At 42.6% G+C, this 19,580-nt stretch carries 21 protein-coding genes; 6 read left to right on the top strand and 15 right to left on the bottom strand.

Annotated elements, in window-relative coordinates:
• Positions 1-97: 97 nt before the first annotated feature.
• The 3 genes from AAEO56_RS06600 (at position 98) to AAEO56_RS06590 (ending at position 3,549) form a co-directional block, all read left to right on the top strand.
• Positions 98-1,669 (top strand): vWA domain-containing protein, encoded by a 1,572-nt coding sequence (locus AAEO56_RS06600; protein WP_341696244.1) that lies wholly within the window; start codon positions 98-100, stop codon positions 1,667-1,669.
• A gap of 91 nt (positions 1,670-1,760) precedes the next feature.
• Positions 1,761-2,939: a Na+/H+ antiporter NhaA gene (nhaA, locus tag AAEO56_RS06595; RefSeq protein WP_341696243.1), complete on the top strand. Its 1,179-nt coding sequence runs from the start codon at positions 1,761-1,763 to the stop codon at positions 2,937-2,939.
• A gap of 199 nt (positions 2,940-3,138) precedes the next feature.
• Positions 3,139-3,549 (top strand): hypothetical protein, encoded by a 411-nt coding sequence (locus tag AAEO56_RS06590; RefSeq protein ID WP_341696242.1) that lies wholly within the window; start codon positions 3,139-3,141, stop codon positions 3,547-3,549.
• Positions 3,550-3,572: 23 nt separating this feature from the next.
• Here AAEO56_RS06590 and AAEO56_RS06585 read toward each other — a convergent pair whose 3' ends face one another.
• From AAEO56_RS06585 to dapF, 4 genes are all read right to left on the bottom strand, one after another.
• On the bottom strand, positions 3,573-4,223 hold the full coding sequence (locus tag AAEO56_RS06585; RefSeq protein ID WP_341696241.1) for a peptidoglycan-binding protein LysM: 651 nt from the start codon (positions 4,221-4,223) through the stop codon (positions 3,573-3,575).
• A gap of 269 nt (positions 4,224-4,492) precedes the next feature.
• Positions 4,493-5,533: an endolytic transglycosylase MltG gene (gene mltG, locus AAEO56_RS06580; RefSeq protein ID WP_341696240.1), complete on the bottom strand. Its 1,041-nt coding sequence runs from the start codon at positions 5,531-5,533 to the stop codon at positions 4,493-4,495.
• 18 nt (positions 5,534-5,551) lie between these two features.
• On the bottom strand, positions 5,552-6,076 hold the full coding sequence (locus tag AAEO56_RS06575) for a GNAT family N-acetyltransferase (protein WP_341696239.1): 525 nt from the start codon (positions 6,074-6,076) through the stop codon (positions 5,552-5,554).
• The gene (gene dapF / locus AAEO56_RS06570) at positions 6,070-6,852 is read right to left on the bottom strand and encodes a diaminopimelate epimerase (RefSeq protein WP_341696238.1); all 783 of its coding nucleotides are present in this window, start codon (positions 6,850-6,852) and stop codon (positions 6,070-6,072) included. The genes AAEO56_RS06575 and dapF overlap by 7 nt, the downstream gene beginning before the upstream one ends.
• Positions 6,853-6,959: 107 nt before the next feature.
• Here dapF and AAEO56_RS06565 point away from each other — a divergent pair, with 107 nt between their 5' ends.
• Positions 6,960-8,357, top strand: a complete 1,398-nt coding sequence (locus AAEO56_RS06565) for a S1C family serine protease (RefSeq protein WP_341696237.1) — start codon at positions 6,960-6,962, stop codon at positions 8,355-8,357.
• A 108-nt stretch (positions 8,358-8,465) separates the two neighbouring features.
• On the opposite strand, the gene AAEO56_RS06560 is transcribed toward AAEO56_RS06565, so the two are convergent.
• From AAEO56_RS06560 to AAEO56_RS06510, 11 genes are all read right to left on the bottom strand, one after another.
• Entirely contained in the window at positions 8,466-9,170 is a 705-nt protein-coding gene (locus tag AAEO56_RS06560) for a hypothetical protein (protein ID WP_341696236.1), read from the bottom strand.
• Positions 9,171-9,665: a hypothetical protein gene (locus AAEO56_RS06555; RefSeq protein ID WP_341696235.1), complete on the bottom strand. Its 495-nt coding sequence runs from the start codon at positions 9,663-9,665 to the stop codon at positions 9,171-9,173. It lies immediately after the preceding gene.
• Positions 9,666-9,751: 86 nt separating this feature from the next.
• Entirely contained in the window at positions 9,752-10,378 is a 627-nt protein-coding gene (locus tag AAEO56_RS06550; protein ID WP_341696234.1) for a DEAD/DEAH box helicase, read from the bottom strand.
• A 16-nt stretch (positions 10,379-10,394) separates the two neighbouring features.
• On the bottom strand, positions 10,395-11,150 hold the full coding sequence (locus AAEO56_RS06545; protein WP_341696233.1) for a hypothetical protein: 756 nt from the start codon (positions 11,148-11,150) through the stop codon (positions 10,395-10,397).
• Between the two features lie 9 nt (positions 11,151-11,159).
• Positions 11,160-12,323, bottom strand: coding sequence for a sigma-54-dependent transcriptional regulator (locus tag AAEO56_RS06540; RefSeq protein WP_341696232.1), 1,164 nt, complete (start codon positions 12,321-12,323; stop codon positions 11,160-11,162).
• Positions 12,324-12,470: 147 nt separating this feature from the next.
• Complete coding sequence (locus tag AAEO56_RS06535) at positions 12,471-13,766, bottom strand: ABC transporter permease (RefSeq protein WP_341696231.1); 1,296 nt, start codon at positions 13,764-13,766, stop codon at positions 12,471-12,473.
• Positions 13,767-14,699, bottom strand: coding sequence for an ABC transporter ATP-binding protein (locus AAEO56_RS06530; RefSeq protein ID WP_341696230.1), 933 nt, complete (start codon positions 14,697-14,699; stop codon positions 13,767-13,769).
• 352 nt (positions 14,700-15,051) lie between these two features.
• Complete coding sequence (gene dnaJ, locus AAEO56_RS06525) at positions 15,052-16,185, bottom strand: molecular chaperone DnaJ (RefSeq protein ID WP_341696229.1); 1,134 nt, start codon at positions 16,183-16,185, stop codon at positions 15,052-15,054.
• A gap of 32 nt (positions 16,186-16,217) precedes the next feature.
• Positions 16,218-16,787 (bottom strand): nucleotide exchange factor GrpE, encoded by a 570-nt coding sequence (locus AAEO56_RS06520; RefSeq protein WP_407934954.1) that lies wholly within the window; start codon positions 16,785-16,787, stop codon positions 16,218-16,220.
• Between the two features lie 172 nt (positions 16,788-16,959).
• Positions 16,960-17,865, bottom strand: a complete 906-nt coding sequence (locus AAEO56_RS06515; RefSeq protein WP_341696227.1) for a TIGR01777 family oxidoreductase — start codon at positions 17,863-17,865, stop codon at positions 16,960-16,962.
• A 175-nt stretch (positions 17,866-18,040) separates the two neighbouring features.
• A complete protein-coding gene (locus tag AAEO56_RS06510) occupies positions 18,041-18,496 on the bottom strand; it encodes a DUF4442 domain-containing protein (RefSeq protein ID WP_341696226.1) in 456 nt (151 codons plus the stop codon).
• A 146-nt stretch (positions 18,497-18,642) separates the two neighbouring features.
• Here AAEO56_RS06510 and AAEO56_RS06505 point away from each other — a divergent pair, with 146 nt between their 5' ends.
• Entirely contained in the window at positions 18,643-19,095 is a 453-nt protein-coding gene (locus AAEO56_RS06505; protein WP_341696225.1) for a DUF4870 domain-containing protein, read from the top strand.
• 152 nt (positions 19,096-19,247) lie between these two features.
• Positions 19,248-19,580, top strand: coding sequence for a PadR family transcriptional regulator (locus AAEO56_RS06500; protein ID WP_341696224.1), 333 nt, complete (start codon positions 19,248-19,250; stop codon positions 19,578-19,580).

The following is a 19,580-nucleotide window of genomic DNA, read 5'->3' as shown; positions in this document are numbered from 1 at the left end:
AAAAATTGTAGTAACAATATGAAATATTCTTAATAGAATATCCGTTGATTTAATGATTTGATTATTAAAATAATATCAACCATTAAACCAACCCCACATGAGACCCACCTCGTTATTTTTTGCTGCAGCCTGCCTATGTATGGCAATAGGCTGTAAAACTTCTGTAAAATCTGAAGAATACGAAACTACAACAACGGCAGAGCCTGCTGTAATGTCGGTATCGGAAGCTGATGAAGAAAAAGCCCAAGGTGCAGTACACAACACCGAAGAATACGACAATATTGTAGAAAATGATTTTAAGGAAGCAAAGGTCAATCCGCTCTCTACTTTCTCTATAGATGTTGATAACGCTTCTTACTCCAATGTACGCCGTATCATTGAAGCGGGCAGGATGCCCGAAAAAGGCGCCGTCCGAATAGAGGAATTCATCAACTATTTTGATTACAGCTATCCGCAGCCCGAGCATGATAAACCTTTTTCCGTTACAACAGAAGTCTGGGACACTCCGTGGAAAGATGGTCACCAGTTAGTACGAATCGGGCTACAGGGAAAATCGCCTGATTATGAGCACCTGAAGCCTTCCAGCCTGGTATTCCTGCTGGATACTTCCGGCTCAATGGAATCGCCCGAAAAGCTGCCTTTGCTTCGCGATGCCTTTATGATGATGGTGGACAACCTGAGCCCCGGCAGCCGTGTTTCTATCATTACCTATGCAGGCAGCGCCGGACTGGTACTGCCTTCTACTTCGGTTGATAATAAAAACGCGATAAAAGAAGCATTATCAGGACTTCAGGCAGGCGGTTCTACAGCAGGCGGCGAAGGGCTGGAACTTGCTTATAAAACCGCAGCATCCAATTACATAAAAGATGGCAACAACAGGGTAATACTGGCTACCGATGGCGATTTTAACGTTGGTGTAAGTTCGCGGTCCGGCCTTATGGAACTGATAGAAAAGAACAAAGGGAACGACATTTTCCTTACCATCTGCGGGTTTGGGATGGGCAATTATAAAGACGGCACCATGGAAGAAATAAGCAACTGGGGCGATGGCAACTACTTTTATATTGACTCTATGAAGGAGGCCAAAAAAGTTTTCGGGAAGGAGCTTACCGCCAATCTCTTCGTGATCGCTAAAGATGTAAAAATACAGGTAGAATTCAATCCTGCAAAAGTGCAGGCCTACCGCCTTATCGGGTATGAGAACAGGGTAATGAACAATGAGGATTTTAATGACGACCTTAAAGATGCCGGGGAGCTTGGCGCAGGCCACCGCGTTACAGCATTGTATGAGGTAGTACCTGTAGGCATCGCTTTTGAAAACCGACCGACCGACAAGCTAAAATACCAGGAACCAGGCAAAACCCTATCAGGTACAGACGAATTACTTACCGTTAAATTACGCTACAAACCCCTTGATTCCAACACCAGCCTGCTGATTGAAAAACCGGTAGCAGCTAAGTCTGTACCATGGAGCCAGGCCACGAAGGATTCCAAATTTGTTTCGGCTGTAGCAGGCTTTGGTATGCTGTTGCGCGATTCCAAATACAAAGGTTCGCTTGATTATAAAATGGTGCAGCAGCTGGCAAAGGATGGTTTTGCAGGGACCGACGAATACAAAACAGAATTCCTGTCGCTGGTGGAAGAAGCACGGATCATCAGCAGTAAATAATTAACCGCCCATACTTACCAAACTCCCTGTTTTTCGGGGAATTTCTTATTTAAAATTGCCGTATTCTATTGTATTTCGTATTTTTGTAATAATGGCAAAACTTATAAACCTCTCAGTATTCAGCGCATTTTTCAGGTCATCGTCGGCGGGCGGGATCTTATTGCTAATTTGTGTAGCAGTTTCGTTGGGCATTGCCAATACCGGAATGGCTGGCAGTTTTGAAAATTTCCTGCAATACCCTTTTGGTTTTCAAAACGAAACTGTGCAATTGCGCTACCCTGTACTGTTGTGGATAAATGACGGATTAATGGCCATATTTTTCCTGTTAGTAGGCCTTGAAATTAAGAGGGAGGTTGTTGAAGGCGAGCTTTCATCTTTGAAACAGGCTTCGCTTCCGGTGCTTGCCGCTATAGGTGGTGTAGTCTTGCCGGCTGTTATCTATTCGCTTTTCAACAGTGGGGAAGCCACTGCCAATGGCTGGGGAATTCCAATGGCTACCGATATTGCGTTTGCGTTGGGCATATTATCACTCCTTGGCGACAAAGTACCTTCCGGCATCAAGATATTCCTGGCAGCGCTCGCCATCGTAGACGATCTTATTGCCATACTTGTAATAGCTATTTTTTACTCGTCGGAACTGCATACCGATTATCTTATGTATGCCGGCGGGATTTTCCTGCTGCAGATAGCCTTTAACCGTATGGGATTAAAGAATATATTTTTCTATGTACTACCGGGCATCGTAATGTGGTATTTCATCCATCATTCCGGTATCCACGCCACAATTGCCGGTGTACTTACCGCACTAACACTCCCTACGACAGAAGACGACACCGAATCCTCGCTTGAAAAACTGGAACATGCGCTTACTAAGCCGGTCAACTTTATCATCATGCCCATCTTTGCCATTGCCAATACAAATATAACTTTTGAAAGCAATATGCCCGGGGGCCTTCTCGGGAATATGGGGCTCGGCATTGTTTTGGGGCTGTTCCTTGGCAAACCTGCCGGGATTTTCCTTATGTCGTGGCTGTCTGTAAAATCGGGATTATCGGAACTACCTGAGAAAACAAAATGGGTGCACGTTCTCGGCCTGGGATTGTTAGGAGGCATCGGATTTACAATGTCTGTCTTTATCGCACTGCTTTCATTTAATGATGCAGGCCACCAGACAGAGGCAAAATTTGCAATACTTATAGCTTCGCTCTTAGCAGGTATTGCCGGTTTTATGGTATTGCATCGGTATAATAGCGCAAAAAGTGAAAAATAAACATTGTCACAGCGCATTGCCTGCCTTTAAAAAGGCCTGTAAGCCCTCAAAAAACGTATAAACTACGGGCCTGTATAACTAAATTGTTAAGTTGGGAATTCGTTTTTTATCAAAATAATAAATTTTAACAAATAGCATATTTTGTAGGTTTATTTATCGGATTTAGTAGTAAATTAGCACCGCACCAACTACTAAAAATATGTCCAATCTACCTGAAATCATTGGAGCAGGCGTCTTGCTGCTCCTACTGTTATTCTATTTTATCAATTCCCGCCCAAAGTATAAGGAAAACAAAAAGGCCTTATTAGCCAAATACAGGCGCATCAGGGTAAAATCATTAAATGTCCAGGATGCCGTTACCCAGTATATCATTGAAAATGATGCATTGAAGCAGGAGTATAAAGACGGGATGACCTATTCACAACTTTTGAACCAGCTGAAAAAGAACCACATCAACAACCTTTCAGAAAAACATTTCCTGAAATTAAAAGCTACCAATAACAGGCTGTTATTGAGCAAAACTGATAAAATGCTGGATGAGCAGGAAGTAAGGCTTGATGAAACAGAAAAGCAATTTGAAGCATTAAAAAAAATAAACCCTGCAAATTAGCAGGGTTTATTTTTTTAATTTTTTTATTTAAGCCTTACCTTAGGTTCCGGGTGGGCTATAATATTGGAAGTATCATATCCCCCGAATTTTTTGATATAACTTTTAAGGGAAGTGCCAAAACCATCACGGAAACCTATTTTGCCGTTGCTGTTTAAAAAGTTCTTCACAGAGTTGGCGCCAGAAAGGTGTGCTGCTGCCAGCAAACCTGATTCTGTTATTTTAACGCCTTTAATCACTTTTCCTTCGAACCTGCTGATCTCATTGCGAAGCTCCCATTTGTTTTTGGATAGAAGCGCTTTGAATGCACGTTCCTGGAGTCCGGGGTTGTTAAGGAAATTTTTTGTGTCTTTAATGCCCAGGGCACGCAATGCAGATTTACCAAACTGGTATTTGCCCATGTAGCCGTAACGGCTGACAAGCTTGTAAAGGCCTTGTGATTCTTTAATTCCTACCGCCTGCTTAAATCCGATATAGGATTTTCCGGTAAAGGGAAAATTGAGGTTAACCTGTGCGGTTTCGTCAATTGTAGGTACTGTGTAGTTGGTAATTTCATTTTCAGCTAAGTGAAATCCTTCGATTTTCCCAAACTGCTTTACATCTTTTGCTTTAAAACCGGAACTTACAATTGTAATGAATGCGGCTAAGCTTAAAAAATATGCCCATCTTTTTATCATGTGTTTTTATTTCTCATGGCCTGTCACCCCATGAATTTCACCGGAGCAAATATACAAAAAAATAGCGACCTGATTTACAACCACTTACCCTCACAGGCAACTTTAACAAAATGTTAAGGCAATTAATCGGTGAAAGAAAATTCCTTAACCCGCGTGAAACAAGGGGGTTACAAAGAATACCTTTCACTATCCTTTAAGCTCTTTTTGGCGCAAAAAAAATCCGGAAAATTACTGTTTTCCCGGATTCTGAAATTTATATTTGTAAGAATTTACCTCTTTATCCCCATCTTTTCTACCCAGGCAACATACTTTTGGCGGTTTACTTCATGTTGTGCTGCCGTAACAGCAAATTCATGGTAGCCAAAATTAGTAACGCTCGCACAGAAATAGATGTAATTGTGCTTCTCGGGATTTAAAACCGCATCAAGCGCTGTAATATCCGGCATTGCGATGGGACCCGGTGGCAGGCCTTCGTACTTGTAAGTATTATACGGCGAATCGATAACAAGGTCTTTATACAATACCCGCTTTATGACTTGGTCAAAATCGCCGGTTTGCTTTTTCATGGAGTAAATGACCGTAGGGTCCGCTTCCAGCTTCATGCCTTTTTGAAGACGGTTAAGGTATACTCCTGCCACGCGCGGGCGCTCATCGGTCTTGACTGTTTCTTTATGGACTATCGATGCTAATGCCGATACTTGCAGTGGCGTAAGGTTCAGCGCTTCGGCTTTGGCAAGCCTTTCCGGTGTCCAGAATTTCCTGTACTCCTTCGCCATCTTTTCCCTTACCTTATTAGCCGATGTGTTCCAGAAAAACTCATAGGTATTCGGGATAAAGATGCTCAGTACATTATCCTCATTGAAGCCATTCTCCTCAAGGAATTTTTTATCCGTAAATGCTTTTAGCAAGGTAAGGCTGTCCGGCTCTATTTGCTGTGCAATGCGCCCTACTGCCCTTTGCAGCGTTTCCTGGTTATTAAAAGAGATGTTTACCGGTACCGGCTGGCGCAACGCATTAATGATATCGTTGCTGCCCATGCCTTTTTTAAGGATGAATTTACCGGCCTTTACATTATCCGGGTATGATTTTTTATCGGCAGTCGAATTGAAGCGGCCCATATCTTCGATGTAAGGCGTCACTATTTTTTGCACGTCTTCAAATGATGAGCCTGTAGGCACGAAAACAGCCATACGGTCTTCATTGAATTTTGTATTTGCCGAATAAATGTCTTTGTATAACATATAACCATAAATGGTGCCTGCGGTAACTACAACCAGCGAAAAAATGCCGACTATCTTTCTTAATTTCAAAATTTTATATTTTTTTGGTTAACGGATGAGTTGGTACAAAGCCTCATCAGCATACGAATTATTCGTCCTGATCCAGTCTTTTTTTATCCCAACTAATTGGAAGCCAAAATTAGTAAAAAGCGATACACTCGCAACATTTGCCATAGCTATATTTGCATACAATTGGTGCAGTTGCAGTTTTTGGAAAGCATATTCGATCAGAAGCCCCAATGCTGCTTTTCCTATACCGGAATTACGGTTGTCTTCCTGCTCTATGATTATCCCGACACCAGCACGCTGGTTCACAGGGTCAAAATCAAAAAGGTCTATGAGCCCAATGGCATCAAAACTCCCGTTCCTGCAAATAGCAAGCCTTAGCTGTTTTGCCTCGTAAATGTCCTGGTGGGCATTTTCAAGATATTGATGTATAAGGAAGCGGCTGTATGGGGTTTGGGTGTTGCTTACTTCCCAAATTGTTTCATTATTCTCCAGCCGGTACACAAACTCCAGGTCATCAGGCTCCAGCGCCCGTAAATAAACAGTATCGCCTTTCAGGGTTACCATTCGATATCGCCTTTAAAAACAAATTTGGCAGGGCCTGTAAGGTATACCTGCGTAAATTGTTTCCCTTCCTGTACAAACGAAACCTGCAATTCCCCGCCGGGTGTTTCGAGCTTAACGGCATTCGAATGTGTTTTATTAAGCACTTTCATGGCAATCGCAACAGCAGTCACGCCTGTACCACAGGATAGGGTTTCATCTTCAACGCCGCGCTCATAGGTGCGCACTGAAAATTTGTCAGTGCCAAACGGAGCGACAAAATTTACATTCGACCCTTTGTCGCCATAAAGGCCGCTGTACCTGATGCTGGCGCCCACCTTTTTTACATCGAATTCATCCAGCCCGTCTACGAGCTCTACATGGTGCGGTGAACCGGTATCCATAAAAACATAATTTTCATAAACCGAAACCGTATGCACATCTTTCATGTGCAGGGAAATCGTTCCGTCATCGGCAATTGTAGCGTGATGCCTGCCGTCTATGGCTGTAAAATCGGTCTCGTCATCGATCAGGCCTAATAAATTAGCGAAAGCTACAATACACCTGCCACCGTTGCCGCACATGGTGCTCTCATTACCATCAGAATTATAGTAGACCATACGAAAATCAGTAGCATCGTCGTTTTCTAATAGTATAAGCCCATCGCCCCCGATGCCAAACCTGCGATCGCATAAATGCCCGATGAGTTTGGTATCATTTTTGGGAAATATATTTTCACGGTTATCCACCATTACAAAGTCGTTTCCGGTGCCCTGGTATTTGTAGAAAGTAAGTTTCATTTATATAGGTATTAAGGCAAAAGTACAAATATTAATGACATATAAAATGGTTGGCTGCCCGGCTTTTATTATATGTTTAACCATAAAATTAAATACTGTTTTTACTTATGAAAAGATTTTCAGGATTATTGCTTGTGGGCCTTCTTAGCGGCGCCACTACACTTGGAGCTTACAAACTGGTATTTGATAACGACACACCCTCATCTGCCTTATCAATAGCTCCCGACCAATCTAATTTTTCCCGCACTGTGGGCTATAACGGCGCCGAGCAGGTTGATTTTACCCAGGCAGCAGATAAGGCGGTACACACGGTAGTACACGTCAAGAATACGTCCTATGCCACCGTACCGGAAAGCCCGTGGGATTATATGTTCGGCTATCGCGGCAGCGGGCAGCAACAGCAGCAGGTGGGTACAGGATCAGGTGTTATCATTACCGAAGATGGCTATATCGTAACGAATAACCACGTGGTGCAAAATGCTTCCGAACTGGAGGTGACGCTTAATAACAACCAGTCCTATAAAGCGAAACTGGTGGGCACCGACTCCAAAATGGACATCGCACTGTTAAAAGTGGAGACTAAAGATAAACTGCCGTTTGCAACTTTTGGCAATTCCGACGATATTAAAGTGGGTGAATGGGTGCTCGCCGTTGGTAACCCTTATAACCTAACCAGCACCGTAACAGCTGGTATAGTTTCGGCGAAAGCCAGGAACCTCAGCAAGGATGGCATACAATCGTTCATACAGACAGATGCTGCGGTAAACCCGGGAAACAGTGGCGGCGCACTGGTAAATACAAGGGGTGAGCTCATCGGCATCAACACCATGATATCATCTATGACGGGCTCGTATGTGGGCTATTCCTTTGCCGTTCCGTCGAATATTACCCGCAAGATCATCGAGGACCTTATGCAATACGGCAACGTGCAGCGTGGCGCACTTGGCGTTAAAGGGGGCGAACTTAACAGCGCGCTTGCGAAAGACCTTGGTATCGATGAAACAAAAGGTTTTTATGTAAACGATGTTATTGCCGATTCCGGAGCCAAGAAAGCGGGCATCAAAAAAGGTGATATTATTACTAAGATAGATGAGAAAGAAATAAACGGCTTTGCGGACATAAACGCCTCTATTGTGACCAAACGACCTAATGACATAGTTAAAGTTGCTGTAAACCGCGATGGCAAAATAATGACAGTCCCTGTAAAACTTTCCAAGAACGAGATCAACAGCTTTACATATGATGGCCTTGAACTGGAAGATGTTACCGATGCCGACAAAAAGAAACTTAAGATCGATTATGGTGTTAAGATCAAGGAGATCACGGATGAAGACTGGATGCCTTACTATGACGAACTAAAAGATGGTATTATACTGAGGATAGGCAACATGAAAGCCACCGATATTGAGAGTGTCTCGAAGGTGCTTGAAAACAAAAGGCCTAACCAGAAAGTACGCGTTGAGATGCTTACCAAAAATGGACAGGTGGTGCAGTTTCTAATCTAATCACACCTTTATATAATGATGAAGCCCCTGCAATTGCGGGGGCTTATTATTTGTATTAATTAGAATCTGTTTTAAACAGCGTGAATTTTAATATCCGTAATAAATAAGTTAATTTTTAATAAAGTCATCCAACTTATTTAAATTCATAATACGCACATTAACTCGGCTTTCATCGATAAAATTCCAAGGCCATACTCTACAACGCATATCATGAGGAGATTGAACAATGTCTGCCCCTTGAATTTCAAAATCTTCAGCTATCTCTTTGCAAGGTTTGCCATCATATAGATATCCTGGAATGTGTGCACAACCTTTTATATTTAGACCACAGATACTACAGCTTGCCTTTTTAACAAGTATAACTGGGCTCATGTATATTCCCTTCCCAAAAAGATCGTAAAAACAATGTTCCAATTTTTTTAACTGTTGTAATAGAAATTTAAAAAGATTTTTATTCCGACAGTGACTATTAAAAATATCTAATCTCTCCTTTGCATCCCACAGCACCTGCCAAATACTTTCAGTTTTCGCTTGATCATTTGGCCAATTTTTGTTCGCTGTTAATTCAACCAATTTGATTACATCTTCGAAAGATTTACTAAGAATCATAAAAATATACATGCAGCTATAAGATTCTTTTGCTTGATCAGTATCGCCGTAAAGCCTATCATTATATATTGGTTTTAAATTTGTAATAAATTTCTGCGAAAGTTCTAAGCACTCTTTATAATTTTTTTTTGCATAATTTTCCTTCCAAGAAGATACTAAATCATTACAGTAATGTTCTATTTGGTCAATAGTTGGTGGAGTCATTTATTTTTTCTTCTTTTTTCCATTGTCAATTGCTTTAAGTATTTTCATCAAAGTTTCTGGATCTCCTGTATAATGAATTTCTTTTTTTCCTTCTTTACTAATAATTGTAATATCTGTATGTACATTTCCCACAGGCTCGCGTAAATCTTTTCTATTTTTCCAGTCGGTTATTAAACTTGCCAACACTGAACCAATTACACCAGTGACAATTGGCAAAATAACATCATTCAAAATGTAAAGCTGCCCTAGCCAAATATCATTACTTCTTCTTTCCTTGGTAGGTAAATCAAAACCTAAATCAAACGAGTTGGCACATTTGACACCCTCCGCTTTTAGTAACTTACTTAAGGTAATTGAATCTTGGGCATCATATTGATCGTCAAATTTTGCATCAAAATTCTCAGGCAATAAAATCATTTCTAAGCCTTCTATCTGTTTTGGTGTAACACCACTTGCAAAAAGACTTTTTAAATCTAAGCTTGTTTCTAAATCCATGTTTGATTATTTATCTTGTTTCGTTTGCCTTCAAAATTCCACAAATATTCTCACTTAAGAAATTCTATAACTGTTATTACTAAAATTCAATCCTCTTCTTCCCCATCGAATTCATAGAAGAACGGCTCTATCATGAGCCTGTCGGCCAATACTTCCACCCTTTCGGTGATCTCATCGGTAAAGAAAAGCCGCTGGGTTTTGGCAATGCTGTCGGATATCCTGGCAATACGCGTATCGTGCCTCAGCTTCAGTATCTCGTTAGCATCGTCCAAAATAAACATCTTTAGCTGGTTGACATCGAATCCCGCTGAAGAGAACATATCGCTCAGCCTTCCCGGTGTGCCTACAAGCACATCAATACCAAGGGATATCTGGTTTTTATCCCAGTCAATATCGCCTTTATCATGCACGCCGTAGATACGCAGGTCGGTGTAGTTACCAAACTTTTTGAACATTTCCATCGCCTCCAGCATTTTTTCCTTATCCTTCACTATGATAAGCGCCCGGGGCGATTCCTGGAACGACTTTTCCAGCCGTTGTATCACATGGATCACTATCGCTGTTGTCTTGCCTTCTTCCTGCCCGGCAACCAACAAACAGTCGGCGCCGCTTTTTATGGTCCCGAACGTTTCTTTCTGCAACTCAGTTGGCTCAGTAAGCCCGGCTTCTTCAAGCGCTTCTGAAAGGTTTGGGTTTATTTTTTTTAGTTTCATTTAAATTTATCAATTGTTACAGCCACCATTTTTCTAACTCTTTTTTCCGGGCTGCTTTTGTTTCAGGCTTGTCGGGATCACAGCAATACGAGTCATAATAACTCTCCCAGCCTTTGCTCCTATATTTCTCCAAAACCGAAAATTCCCCTGCGCCTACATCTAAGCCCCTGCTTTCCGGTATGCGGTAATCGCCCCAGTTGCATTTTTTGGAAGCGCCGGTTTTATAACTTGTCCATGTTCCCGTGAACTGGTTGTTGCGAAATCCGTCAGCCATTAGCATTAATGCGTTATAGCTTAGTCTCCCTTTCGCATCAAAAAACGCATCGGTAATGAGTGTGCCCTTTATTATACCCGAGCCGTTTTGTAGCTTGTCTTCGTAAATCACGACATTGCTCACAATAGATAGTCCCCTTTGACCCGGACCGATGATCCCTTCAAGCGAATCATCATACTCCGCTGAGACCACGCTAATAGTTCCTGCAAAATTACAAATGTTATTCTTAAAATTCGTCTTGCCTTTTACATTATATACAAGCGGGTTAATCCTGCTCTTTGTGAAAGATGTGAAGTGTATCCGGAACCTTTCATAGTCATTGCCCATGAAGCCCAGAGATTCAGCAGCTTCTATTTTCTCTAACGTGTCATCGCTGATACTGTCGGGATGGATTACCTGCGAGAGGTCGTACCCTTTTAATTTTTCTAAAAAATCCTCCTGTGCCAGTGATAGATTGGCAAAAAAAACCAAAAGGAAAATATTGAGCGTTACTTTCATAAACCCGGTTTACTTACTTGCGAAAAGAGCCACATCGGTTTCCGAAATTTCGTTACCACCCAGGATAATAAGGCGCTCCACCACATTGCGCAGCTCGCGGATATTACCCGTCCAGTCGTACTCCTGCAATAGCCTGATGGCTTCGTCGGAGAATTTTTTAGGCGCACTGCCCTGCTCTGTCGCTATTTTTTCGGCAAAATGGTTTATCAGTGTCGGGATGTCGTCGCGGCGGTCGTTTAATGATGGTACTTTTACCAATATCACTGCCAGGCGGTGGTAAAGGTCTTCCCGGAAACGCCCTTCGGCAATCTCTTTTTTCAGGTCCTTATTGGTGGCAGCAATTACGCGCACATCTACCTTAATATCTTTCTCGGCGCCCACGCGCTGGATCATGCTCTCCTGCAAGGCCCGAAGTACTTTGGCCTGCGCCGACATACTCATATCGCCTATCTCATCAAGGAATATCGTGCCTTTATCAGCAGCCTCGAACTTGCCTGCCCTGTCTTTCACAGCGCTGGTAAATGCACCTTTCACGTGGCCGAAAAGCTCGCTCTCTATCAGTTCTGACGGAATAGCCGCGCAGTTCACCTCGATAAAAGGAGCACCAGAACGCTCACTTTTTTCGTGCAGCCAGTGGGCCACAAGCTCTTTACCGGTACCATTTGGGCCTGTAATGAGTACCCGCGCATCGGTTGGGGCTACTTTTTCTATGATACCTTTTATATGGTTGATGGGCTCGCTGCTTCCCACCATCTCGTAGTTCTTGCTGACTTTCTTTTTCAGCATCTTATTTTCTACTACAAGTACTTTTCTATCAAGGGCATTGCGCACTGTATTGAGCAGGCGGTTCAGGTCGGGCGGCTTTGATATATAATCAAAGGCACCAAGGCGCATTGTATTGATAGCTGTATCAATATCGCCATGCCCTGATATCATTACAAAAGGTATCTCCGGCTTTATTTTTTTTACTGCCTCGAGCACCTCAACGCCATCCATTTTAGGCATCTTGATATCGCACAGCACCAGGTCATAATCGTCGTTCTTTATCTTTTCAAGGCCAGCCTGCCCGTCTTCGGCTTCCTCTACCCGGTAGGTATCGTTCTCTTCAGAAAGTATTTTTCCCAGCACCCTGCGGATGGCGGCTTCGTCTTCTATGATCAGTATTTTAGACATCTTCGGATTGATTATTTTTTATTGGCTATTTTCTATTGCCAATCAGTATAAATTTATTTTATAAACAGCTTACCTGCTAAACGATTAACAAATAACTAACTAATGCTTGGCCAATCACTGCGACTGTGACTGTGACTGAAAACGCGACTAGTATTTAAGCCATTTGAATATTTCACTATAAGTAGGTTTTTTACCGTACATAAGGATACCGATGCGGTATATTTTTGCGGCAAACCAAACCACCCCAAAGAATGTTGCGAATAGCAGTGTTACCGATACTGCCACCTGCCATAGCGGGACACCAAACGGGATGCGCATAAGCATTACTATAGGCGATGTTAGCGGTATCATCGAGAAAACGGTGGCCACAGTGCCATGCGGGTCGCTGATCACGCTGAAAAAGCCTACATATACCCCAAGCATCAAAGGCAGGATTATAGGAAGCAGGAATTGCTGTGAGTCGGTTTCGCTGTCTACGGCCGCACCAATAGAAGCGTAGATAGAGCTGTAAAGGAAAAAGCCGCCTATGAAATAAACAATAAAGGATATGAAAATCGTGAGAAGTGGCAATTTCAGGAATTCACTGATATAGAGCTGTAAATCGCTCATTGCTGCCTGGGTTGCCTGCTGCACTTCGGGCGTATTTGCAGCTGCACCTACTTTCACATCAAAGAGCATGGTAAGTACCAAGAACAGGCTGACCCCTAAAATACTCCATATTATAAATTGCAAAATACCGGCAAGCGATGTACCGATGATCTTGCCCATCATCAGTTTAAAGGGCTTAACCGAGGATATGATGATCTCGATGATACGGTTTGTCTTTTCCTCGATAACGCTGCGCATAACCATATTGCCATAAATGATTACGAACATCATGATAAGATAGCCGGAAAGACCACCGATAACCATTTTTATAATACTGCCTTCTTTAAAGGTTTCCTCTCCTGAAAACTTACTGAGGTGCACCTGCGATTCCACCCTTGCCTTTTCTATCTTGTTATAGTCAAAGCCTAAATGCTGGAGGTTGTCTTTGGTGACCTTGTCATTAATGATGTCTTCAATATCGGAAACGAAATCAAGGTTAGGCGACTCATTCGTAATGTATTCCACCTTTTTGGAAAGTGCGTTCAGGCTGTCCACCTGTGGTACATATATAAGGCCTTCATACTGTTCTGAAGCCGTTTTCTTTGCCGTTGCCACCGGCATCGCCGAAAGGTCCACGTATTTGATATGGCCGGAATCTTTAAAATCTTTTTTCAGGTAGCCTTCATGGTCGTGTACAGCAACCGTTACGAGCTCGTTGTTGTTCAGGCTGGTAAGGTAGGCGATCAGGCAGCCCATGCCCACAAAAAGAATAGGGCTAAGGAACGTCATTACGATAAATGACTTGTTACGCACTTTGGCAGTAAACTCTCTTTTTATAATAAGGGAAAGGCTCATTTATCTTTTGCTTACGGTTTGAATAAATATATCGTTCACACTCGGGATCTTCTCAACGAAGTAGGTCACATCGCCTTTTTGCATAAGGTAGTTCAGCAGTTCGCGCGACGTAGTACCTTTTGGGAGGGTTATCTGGAGTTTCAGCTCATCATCAAGCGTCTTGAAATTGGCTTTCTGGCTTACATAAGGCGTGTTCAGGCTCATATCGGCAAAGAAATGTTCGATATTGCCCGGCGCTATCCCCACTTCAAAGGTATTGCTACGGTATTGCTTCTTCACATCGTCGAGCTTTCCTTCGATAAGTTTGTTCGATTGATGGATGAGTGCGATGTCGTCGCACATCTCCTCAACGCTTTCCATACGGTGGGTAGAGAAAATGATGGTGGCTCCCTTATCCCGGAGCCCTAATATTTCATCTTTTATCAGGTTGGCATTCACCGGGTCGAATCCACTGAAAGGCTCGTCGAATATCAGCAGCTTAGGCTGGTGCAGCACCGTTACCACAAACTGTATCTTTTGCGCCATCCCTTTGGAGAGCTCCTGTATCTTTTTATTCCACCAGCCTTTTATCTCCAGCTTTTCGAACCAGTATTCGAGTTGGGCTTTGGCTTCTTTTTTCGAAAGCCCTTTCAGCTGTGCGAGATATAAGGCCTGCTCGCCTACTTTCATGGATTTGTAAAGCCCCCTTTCTTCCGGCATATAGCCGATCTGGCTGATATGATGTGGCGATAATTTTTCGCCGTCAAGAAAAACTTCGCCGCTGTCGGGCATGGTGATCTGGTTGATGATGCGTATAAGCGAGGTCTTGCCTGCACCATTTGGCCCGAGGAGCCCATATATGCTGCCCTTAGGCACTTGTAGCGAAACACTGTTAAGCGCGGTATAGTCGCCGTACTGCTTTACAACATTTCTTACTTCTAAGATTGATTCCATTCCGTTTTATTGATTGTGATTGTAAAAATACCAATATATGGCGAATAAAGACGGAAAAAGTTACCGAACTGTAAGGATAATTGTCATCGCAATTGTATATCGCGAGTACAGGGAGATAGAGAGCGGAAAGATTGCTTCGTCGTTCCTCCTCGCAAAGACGGTACGGAGGGAATTCTGTATTTATGAAATTAATTTTAAAAAAAGTTTATTTTTCAGGTAGGGTAAAATAACTTTCAACTGTTCTAATAAAAAAACCCACCCTTATCTTGCGATGAGGATGGGAAAAATTGCTATGAAAAAGAAAAATTCACTATTTGCATAGTGAATTTCAAATATATAATTTTTTCTTAAATTATGAAAACATATCCTTAACTTTTTCAAAAAAAGATTTATCCGACTTTTCCGGATGGGGTATGAAGTTTTCATCTGTAAGTGATTTCTCAAAAAACTGACGCTGTTCTTTATTCAAAGTCTTTGGAGTCCAGACATTTACATGCACAAGCAAGTCACCATTACCATAGCTGTTTATACTAGGAATACCCTTGCCTTTCAGCCTTAAAATCTTGCCCGACTGGATACCTTCCTCAAGTTTTATCCTTACTTTACCTCCCACAGCCTCAATATCTTTCGATGTTCCGAGCGCTGCTTCGGCAAAACTGATGTAAAGATCAAGATGCAGGTTCTCACCCTCACGTTTTAATGTATCGTGCTCCACCTCTTCTATAGCAACGATAAGGTCGCCCGATATGCTGTTGCTTCCCGGCGCATCATTACCTTTTCCGCTCACTTTCAGCTGCATGCCGTCAACCACTCCTGCCGGTATTTTGATAGATACGGTTTCGTCTTCCATAATCATACCCTGCGCATCCGCCTGGCCCGGTTTGGTCTCTATGATCTGGCCGCTGCCTCCGCAGGTATGGCAGGTAGATGCAGTCTGCATCCTTCCTAAAATGGTGTTGGTTACTTTCATTACCTGCCCCGCACCATTACAGGTAGGGCATGTTTTATAAGTAACGCCTTTGGCCTGGACTTTTCTTTTTACCTTAACTTTCTTCTCAACGCCATTAGCAATTTCTTCGAGGGTAAGCTTTACCTTGATGCGAAGGTTGCTGCCCTTTACCCTGCGCTGGCCGCCACCGCCTCCAAAACCACCGAAGCCGCCGCTAAAACCACCGCCGCCCCCAAAGGCACTGCCAAAAATATCGCCAAACTGGCTGAAAATGTCGTCCATATTCATGCCGCCGCCGTTAAAGCCTCCACTGCCGTCAAAAGCTGCATGGCCGTACTGGTCGTAGCGGGCTTTTTTATCGGGATCGCCCAGGACTTCATACGCCTGTGCCGCCGTCTTAAAGTTTTCCTCTGCCTGCTTGTCGCCCGGGTTTTTGTCAGGGTGGTATTCAATGGCTTTTTTACGGTACGCTTTTTTTATCTGCTCTGCCGTAGCGCCTTTGTCAATTCCCAGTATTTCGTAATAATCTTTTTTCATCTCACTTTATCTTTATACTGCTCCGGCAGTTATTAATTCCCTAATACCACTTTAGGGAAACGGATTATCTTATCGCCCAGTTTATAGCCTTTCTCTACAACATCTACAATCTTTCCTTTAAGGTCGGGTGTAGGTGCCGGTATCTGGGTTATGGCTTCGGCAAAATCAGCATTAAAAGCGTCGCCTGCTTTAATGTCTACCTGCTCCAGCCCTTTAGACACCAATGTATCTTTCAGTTTGTTATGGATGAGCTCTACACCTTTCAGCAAAACCTCATCTTCTGCTTTAGCAATTTGTGCCAGCGCCCTGTCAAAATCGTCCATTACCGGCAAAAGCGCCTGTAGCACTTCCTGGTTGGCAGTCTTGAAGAGGTCCATTCTTTCTTTAGCGGTCCTTTTTTTATAGTTTTCAAATTCGGCAAACAGGCGCAAAAACTTATCTTTTTCTTTAGCGATCTCTTCGCGCAGCTTCTGTTCTTCAGTCAAGTCTTCGGCAGAGGGAATCCCTGCTTCAGTTGTAGTATCAGCAGCATTTTCGGCGTCATTGATCAATTCTTCCTGTGTTAAGTCTTTCTCCACATTTTCAGAATTTTCCTGGCTCATATTTTTAAATATTTTCTTAAACATTAAATTTTATAATAGTTCGCTGAAGCGAAGTGCAAAAGTATTGCCAAAAGATTTAAAGTGTCAAATTGTCACGGTTTTATTTTTGGCACAAATAAAGACCCCAAAGGTATTAAACCTTTGGGGTCAGGATTGTCCGAACTGAACACTATTAATGCAGCTCGTGCTTTAATGCTTTTTCCAAAGAGAGGTATTTGAACTGGTAGCCTTCGCCAATTATTTTCTTTGCGCTTACATTCTGGCTCATGTAGAGCAGGTCGTGCATCTCGCCCATTACGGTTTTCATAACGAATTTAGGGATGCCGGGCAGAAAATAAGGCACATTGAGCACATCGGCTACGTTTTTTACAAGTTGTTTCTGTGTGACAGGATAGGGTGCAACAGCATTGAAAACACCTTCGAGCCTGTGGGTAAGCACAAATAGGTAAATACCCACCAAATCCTCAACATGGATCCATGATTGTATTTGATTTCCGTTGCCAAAAGCAGCGCCAAGACCAAATTTAATGGGCCTCACCAACTCTTTCAGCATACCGCCTTTGTGTGACAATACCAGCCCTGTCCTTATTTTGGATACCGTAATGCCCAGCTTTTCGATCTTATCTGCGGCGCGCTCCCATTTTAATACCACCTGCCCTAAAAAAGACGTGTCCACTTCATTGCTTTCTTCTGAATATACTTTATCCGGGCTATCAGGATAAATACCTATTGCAGATGCTGTAATGAAATGCTTTACATTATTAGGATTGTTTTTTAAAAGGTCATACAGCATATCGGCAGATACCACACGGCTTTCCAATATCTCTTCCTTATACGAATCGGTCCATCGTTTAGAAATGGATGCACCCGCAAGGTGTATTATAGCATCAACATCATCAATACAATCCTGGTCTATCTCTCCTTTTTCAGGATTCCAAAGAAACCCTTTGTATTGTGTTTCATGCTGTAATTTTTTCTCAGAAGTAGTAAGGTAGTGTATATGAATCCCGTTCTTAAGCAGCAGTGACACCAGTTCATTCCCTACAAGCCCCGTGGCCCCGGTAATTAAAACTTTCATATCATTCTATTTTTCAGTGCAAATTTAAAGTCGCCATCCTAAAGCTACGTTAAAGATAAAGCGTTTAACTAATGTTTATGATGTTTATTTTCTATTTCTTTTTGCAGGCACTTAATGCACCGGCTTTTCAGCGCAATAAGTGAGCATCTGTATCCCGAACATACGGTTTGGGATATTATTGCTTCACCCTGATACTCCATTCAAAATCCATTTCTGAAACTTTATCCCCTTCATGATCTGTCCCTATTGATTTCATCCAGAAGGTTTGCCCTTCGCCTGTCGCTATCGCTCTTTGGATGGCCTCTTCGATCAGGTGGCCATCGTTGCAGCTAAATGTTATCCTGCCGCGCGCTTTTTTCGAAAAATTACCTTTGTTATTGGCCACCAGCATCGATATTTTTTTTCCGCTTTTCTTTATTTGGTACATAACCAGGGCGCCTGTTGTGAGCTCTGCCGCCATGGCCTGCACAGCAAAATACATCGAATCGAAAGGGTTTTGGTTGAACCAGCGATGCTTTACCGTAGCGACGCAGCGATTAACAGAAATTTCTTTGACCCTCACCCCGCTCCAATAGGCAGAAGGCAGTTTAAAGAAAAGGAATGTGTTGAGTTTAGACGGCGTGAATTCCATTGTTTGCTATATTTCCTGCTAAAATACAGATAATTATCCATATTTCTAAATGTTAATATTTTGTTAAATATTAGTACTTTGCATTGCACAATACCTTCTTATGACCATATATTTGCATAGAATATTAACTGACATAAGCATCTACTATGGAAACCACATCCAATAAAAATACATCGACACTGCTCCAGCTAAGCGCTTTTGCACAATATGTGTTCCCGCTGGGAAACTTTATATTCCCCGCACTTATATGGAGCCTTAAGAAACAGGAATCGGAATTTGTAGACTATAACGGAAAGCAGGCCATCAATTTCCAGCTTAGCCTTTTCATGTATTCAGTCCTGCTAATGATCATTGCCCTGCCAATCTTCCTCTATACATTATTCAGCGACGTGAGTTTTCAAATGGTAAATGACCATCACTGGGTGATAGAGCAATTTAGTGCCGGCAGGATAACAGGGTTGGTAATTATAGGTGCCGTTGCCGCGTTCCTGGTGCTTATCCTTAAGGTGGCAGAGTTCTTCCTTATACTGTATGCCGCCGTAAAAAACAGCAACGGACAGCGTTACGATTTTCCTTTAACCATTAAATTCATCAAATAATAAAACATATCCTCCGGAAGCCACAGGCATCTGCCGCGCCTTCGGAAAAAAACAACCGGGAGTAATCAACCTGGTGAGAGTTCAATCATCAATCAATCATCATCAATCATCAATCAAAAAATGGACAGTTTAATCATTAAACACGAAAGCTTATGAACATTGAGAATACCAAAGCACAAATGCGAAAAGGAGTTTTGGAATTCTGTATCCTGTGTGTGTTGCAGAAAAAAGATGCCTACACCTCAGAAATCCTGGATACTCTTAAAAACGCTAAACTGCTTGTTGTGGAGGGTACCGTATACCCGCTGCTCACCAGATTAAAAAACGACGGGCTTCTAAGCTACCGATGGGAAGAATCGACATCGGGCCCGCCACGGAAATATTATGGCCTTACCGATGAAGGGCACGAATTTTTAAAAGAATTAAACACTACCTGGACGGAGCTATCCGATGCAGTAAATATTATAACCAGTCAAAAAGCATAA

It is taken from the genome of Flavobacterium arundinis (assembly GCF_038289855.1).
Lineage (GTDB): Bacteria > Bacteroidota > Bacteroidia > Flavobacteriales > Flavobacteriaceae > Flavobacterium > Flavobacterium arundinis.
This window is presented reverse-complemented; position numbering and strand designations above follow the sequence as displayed.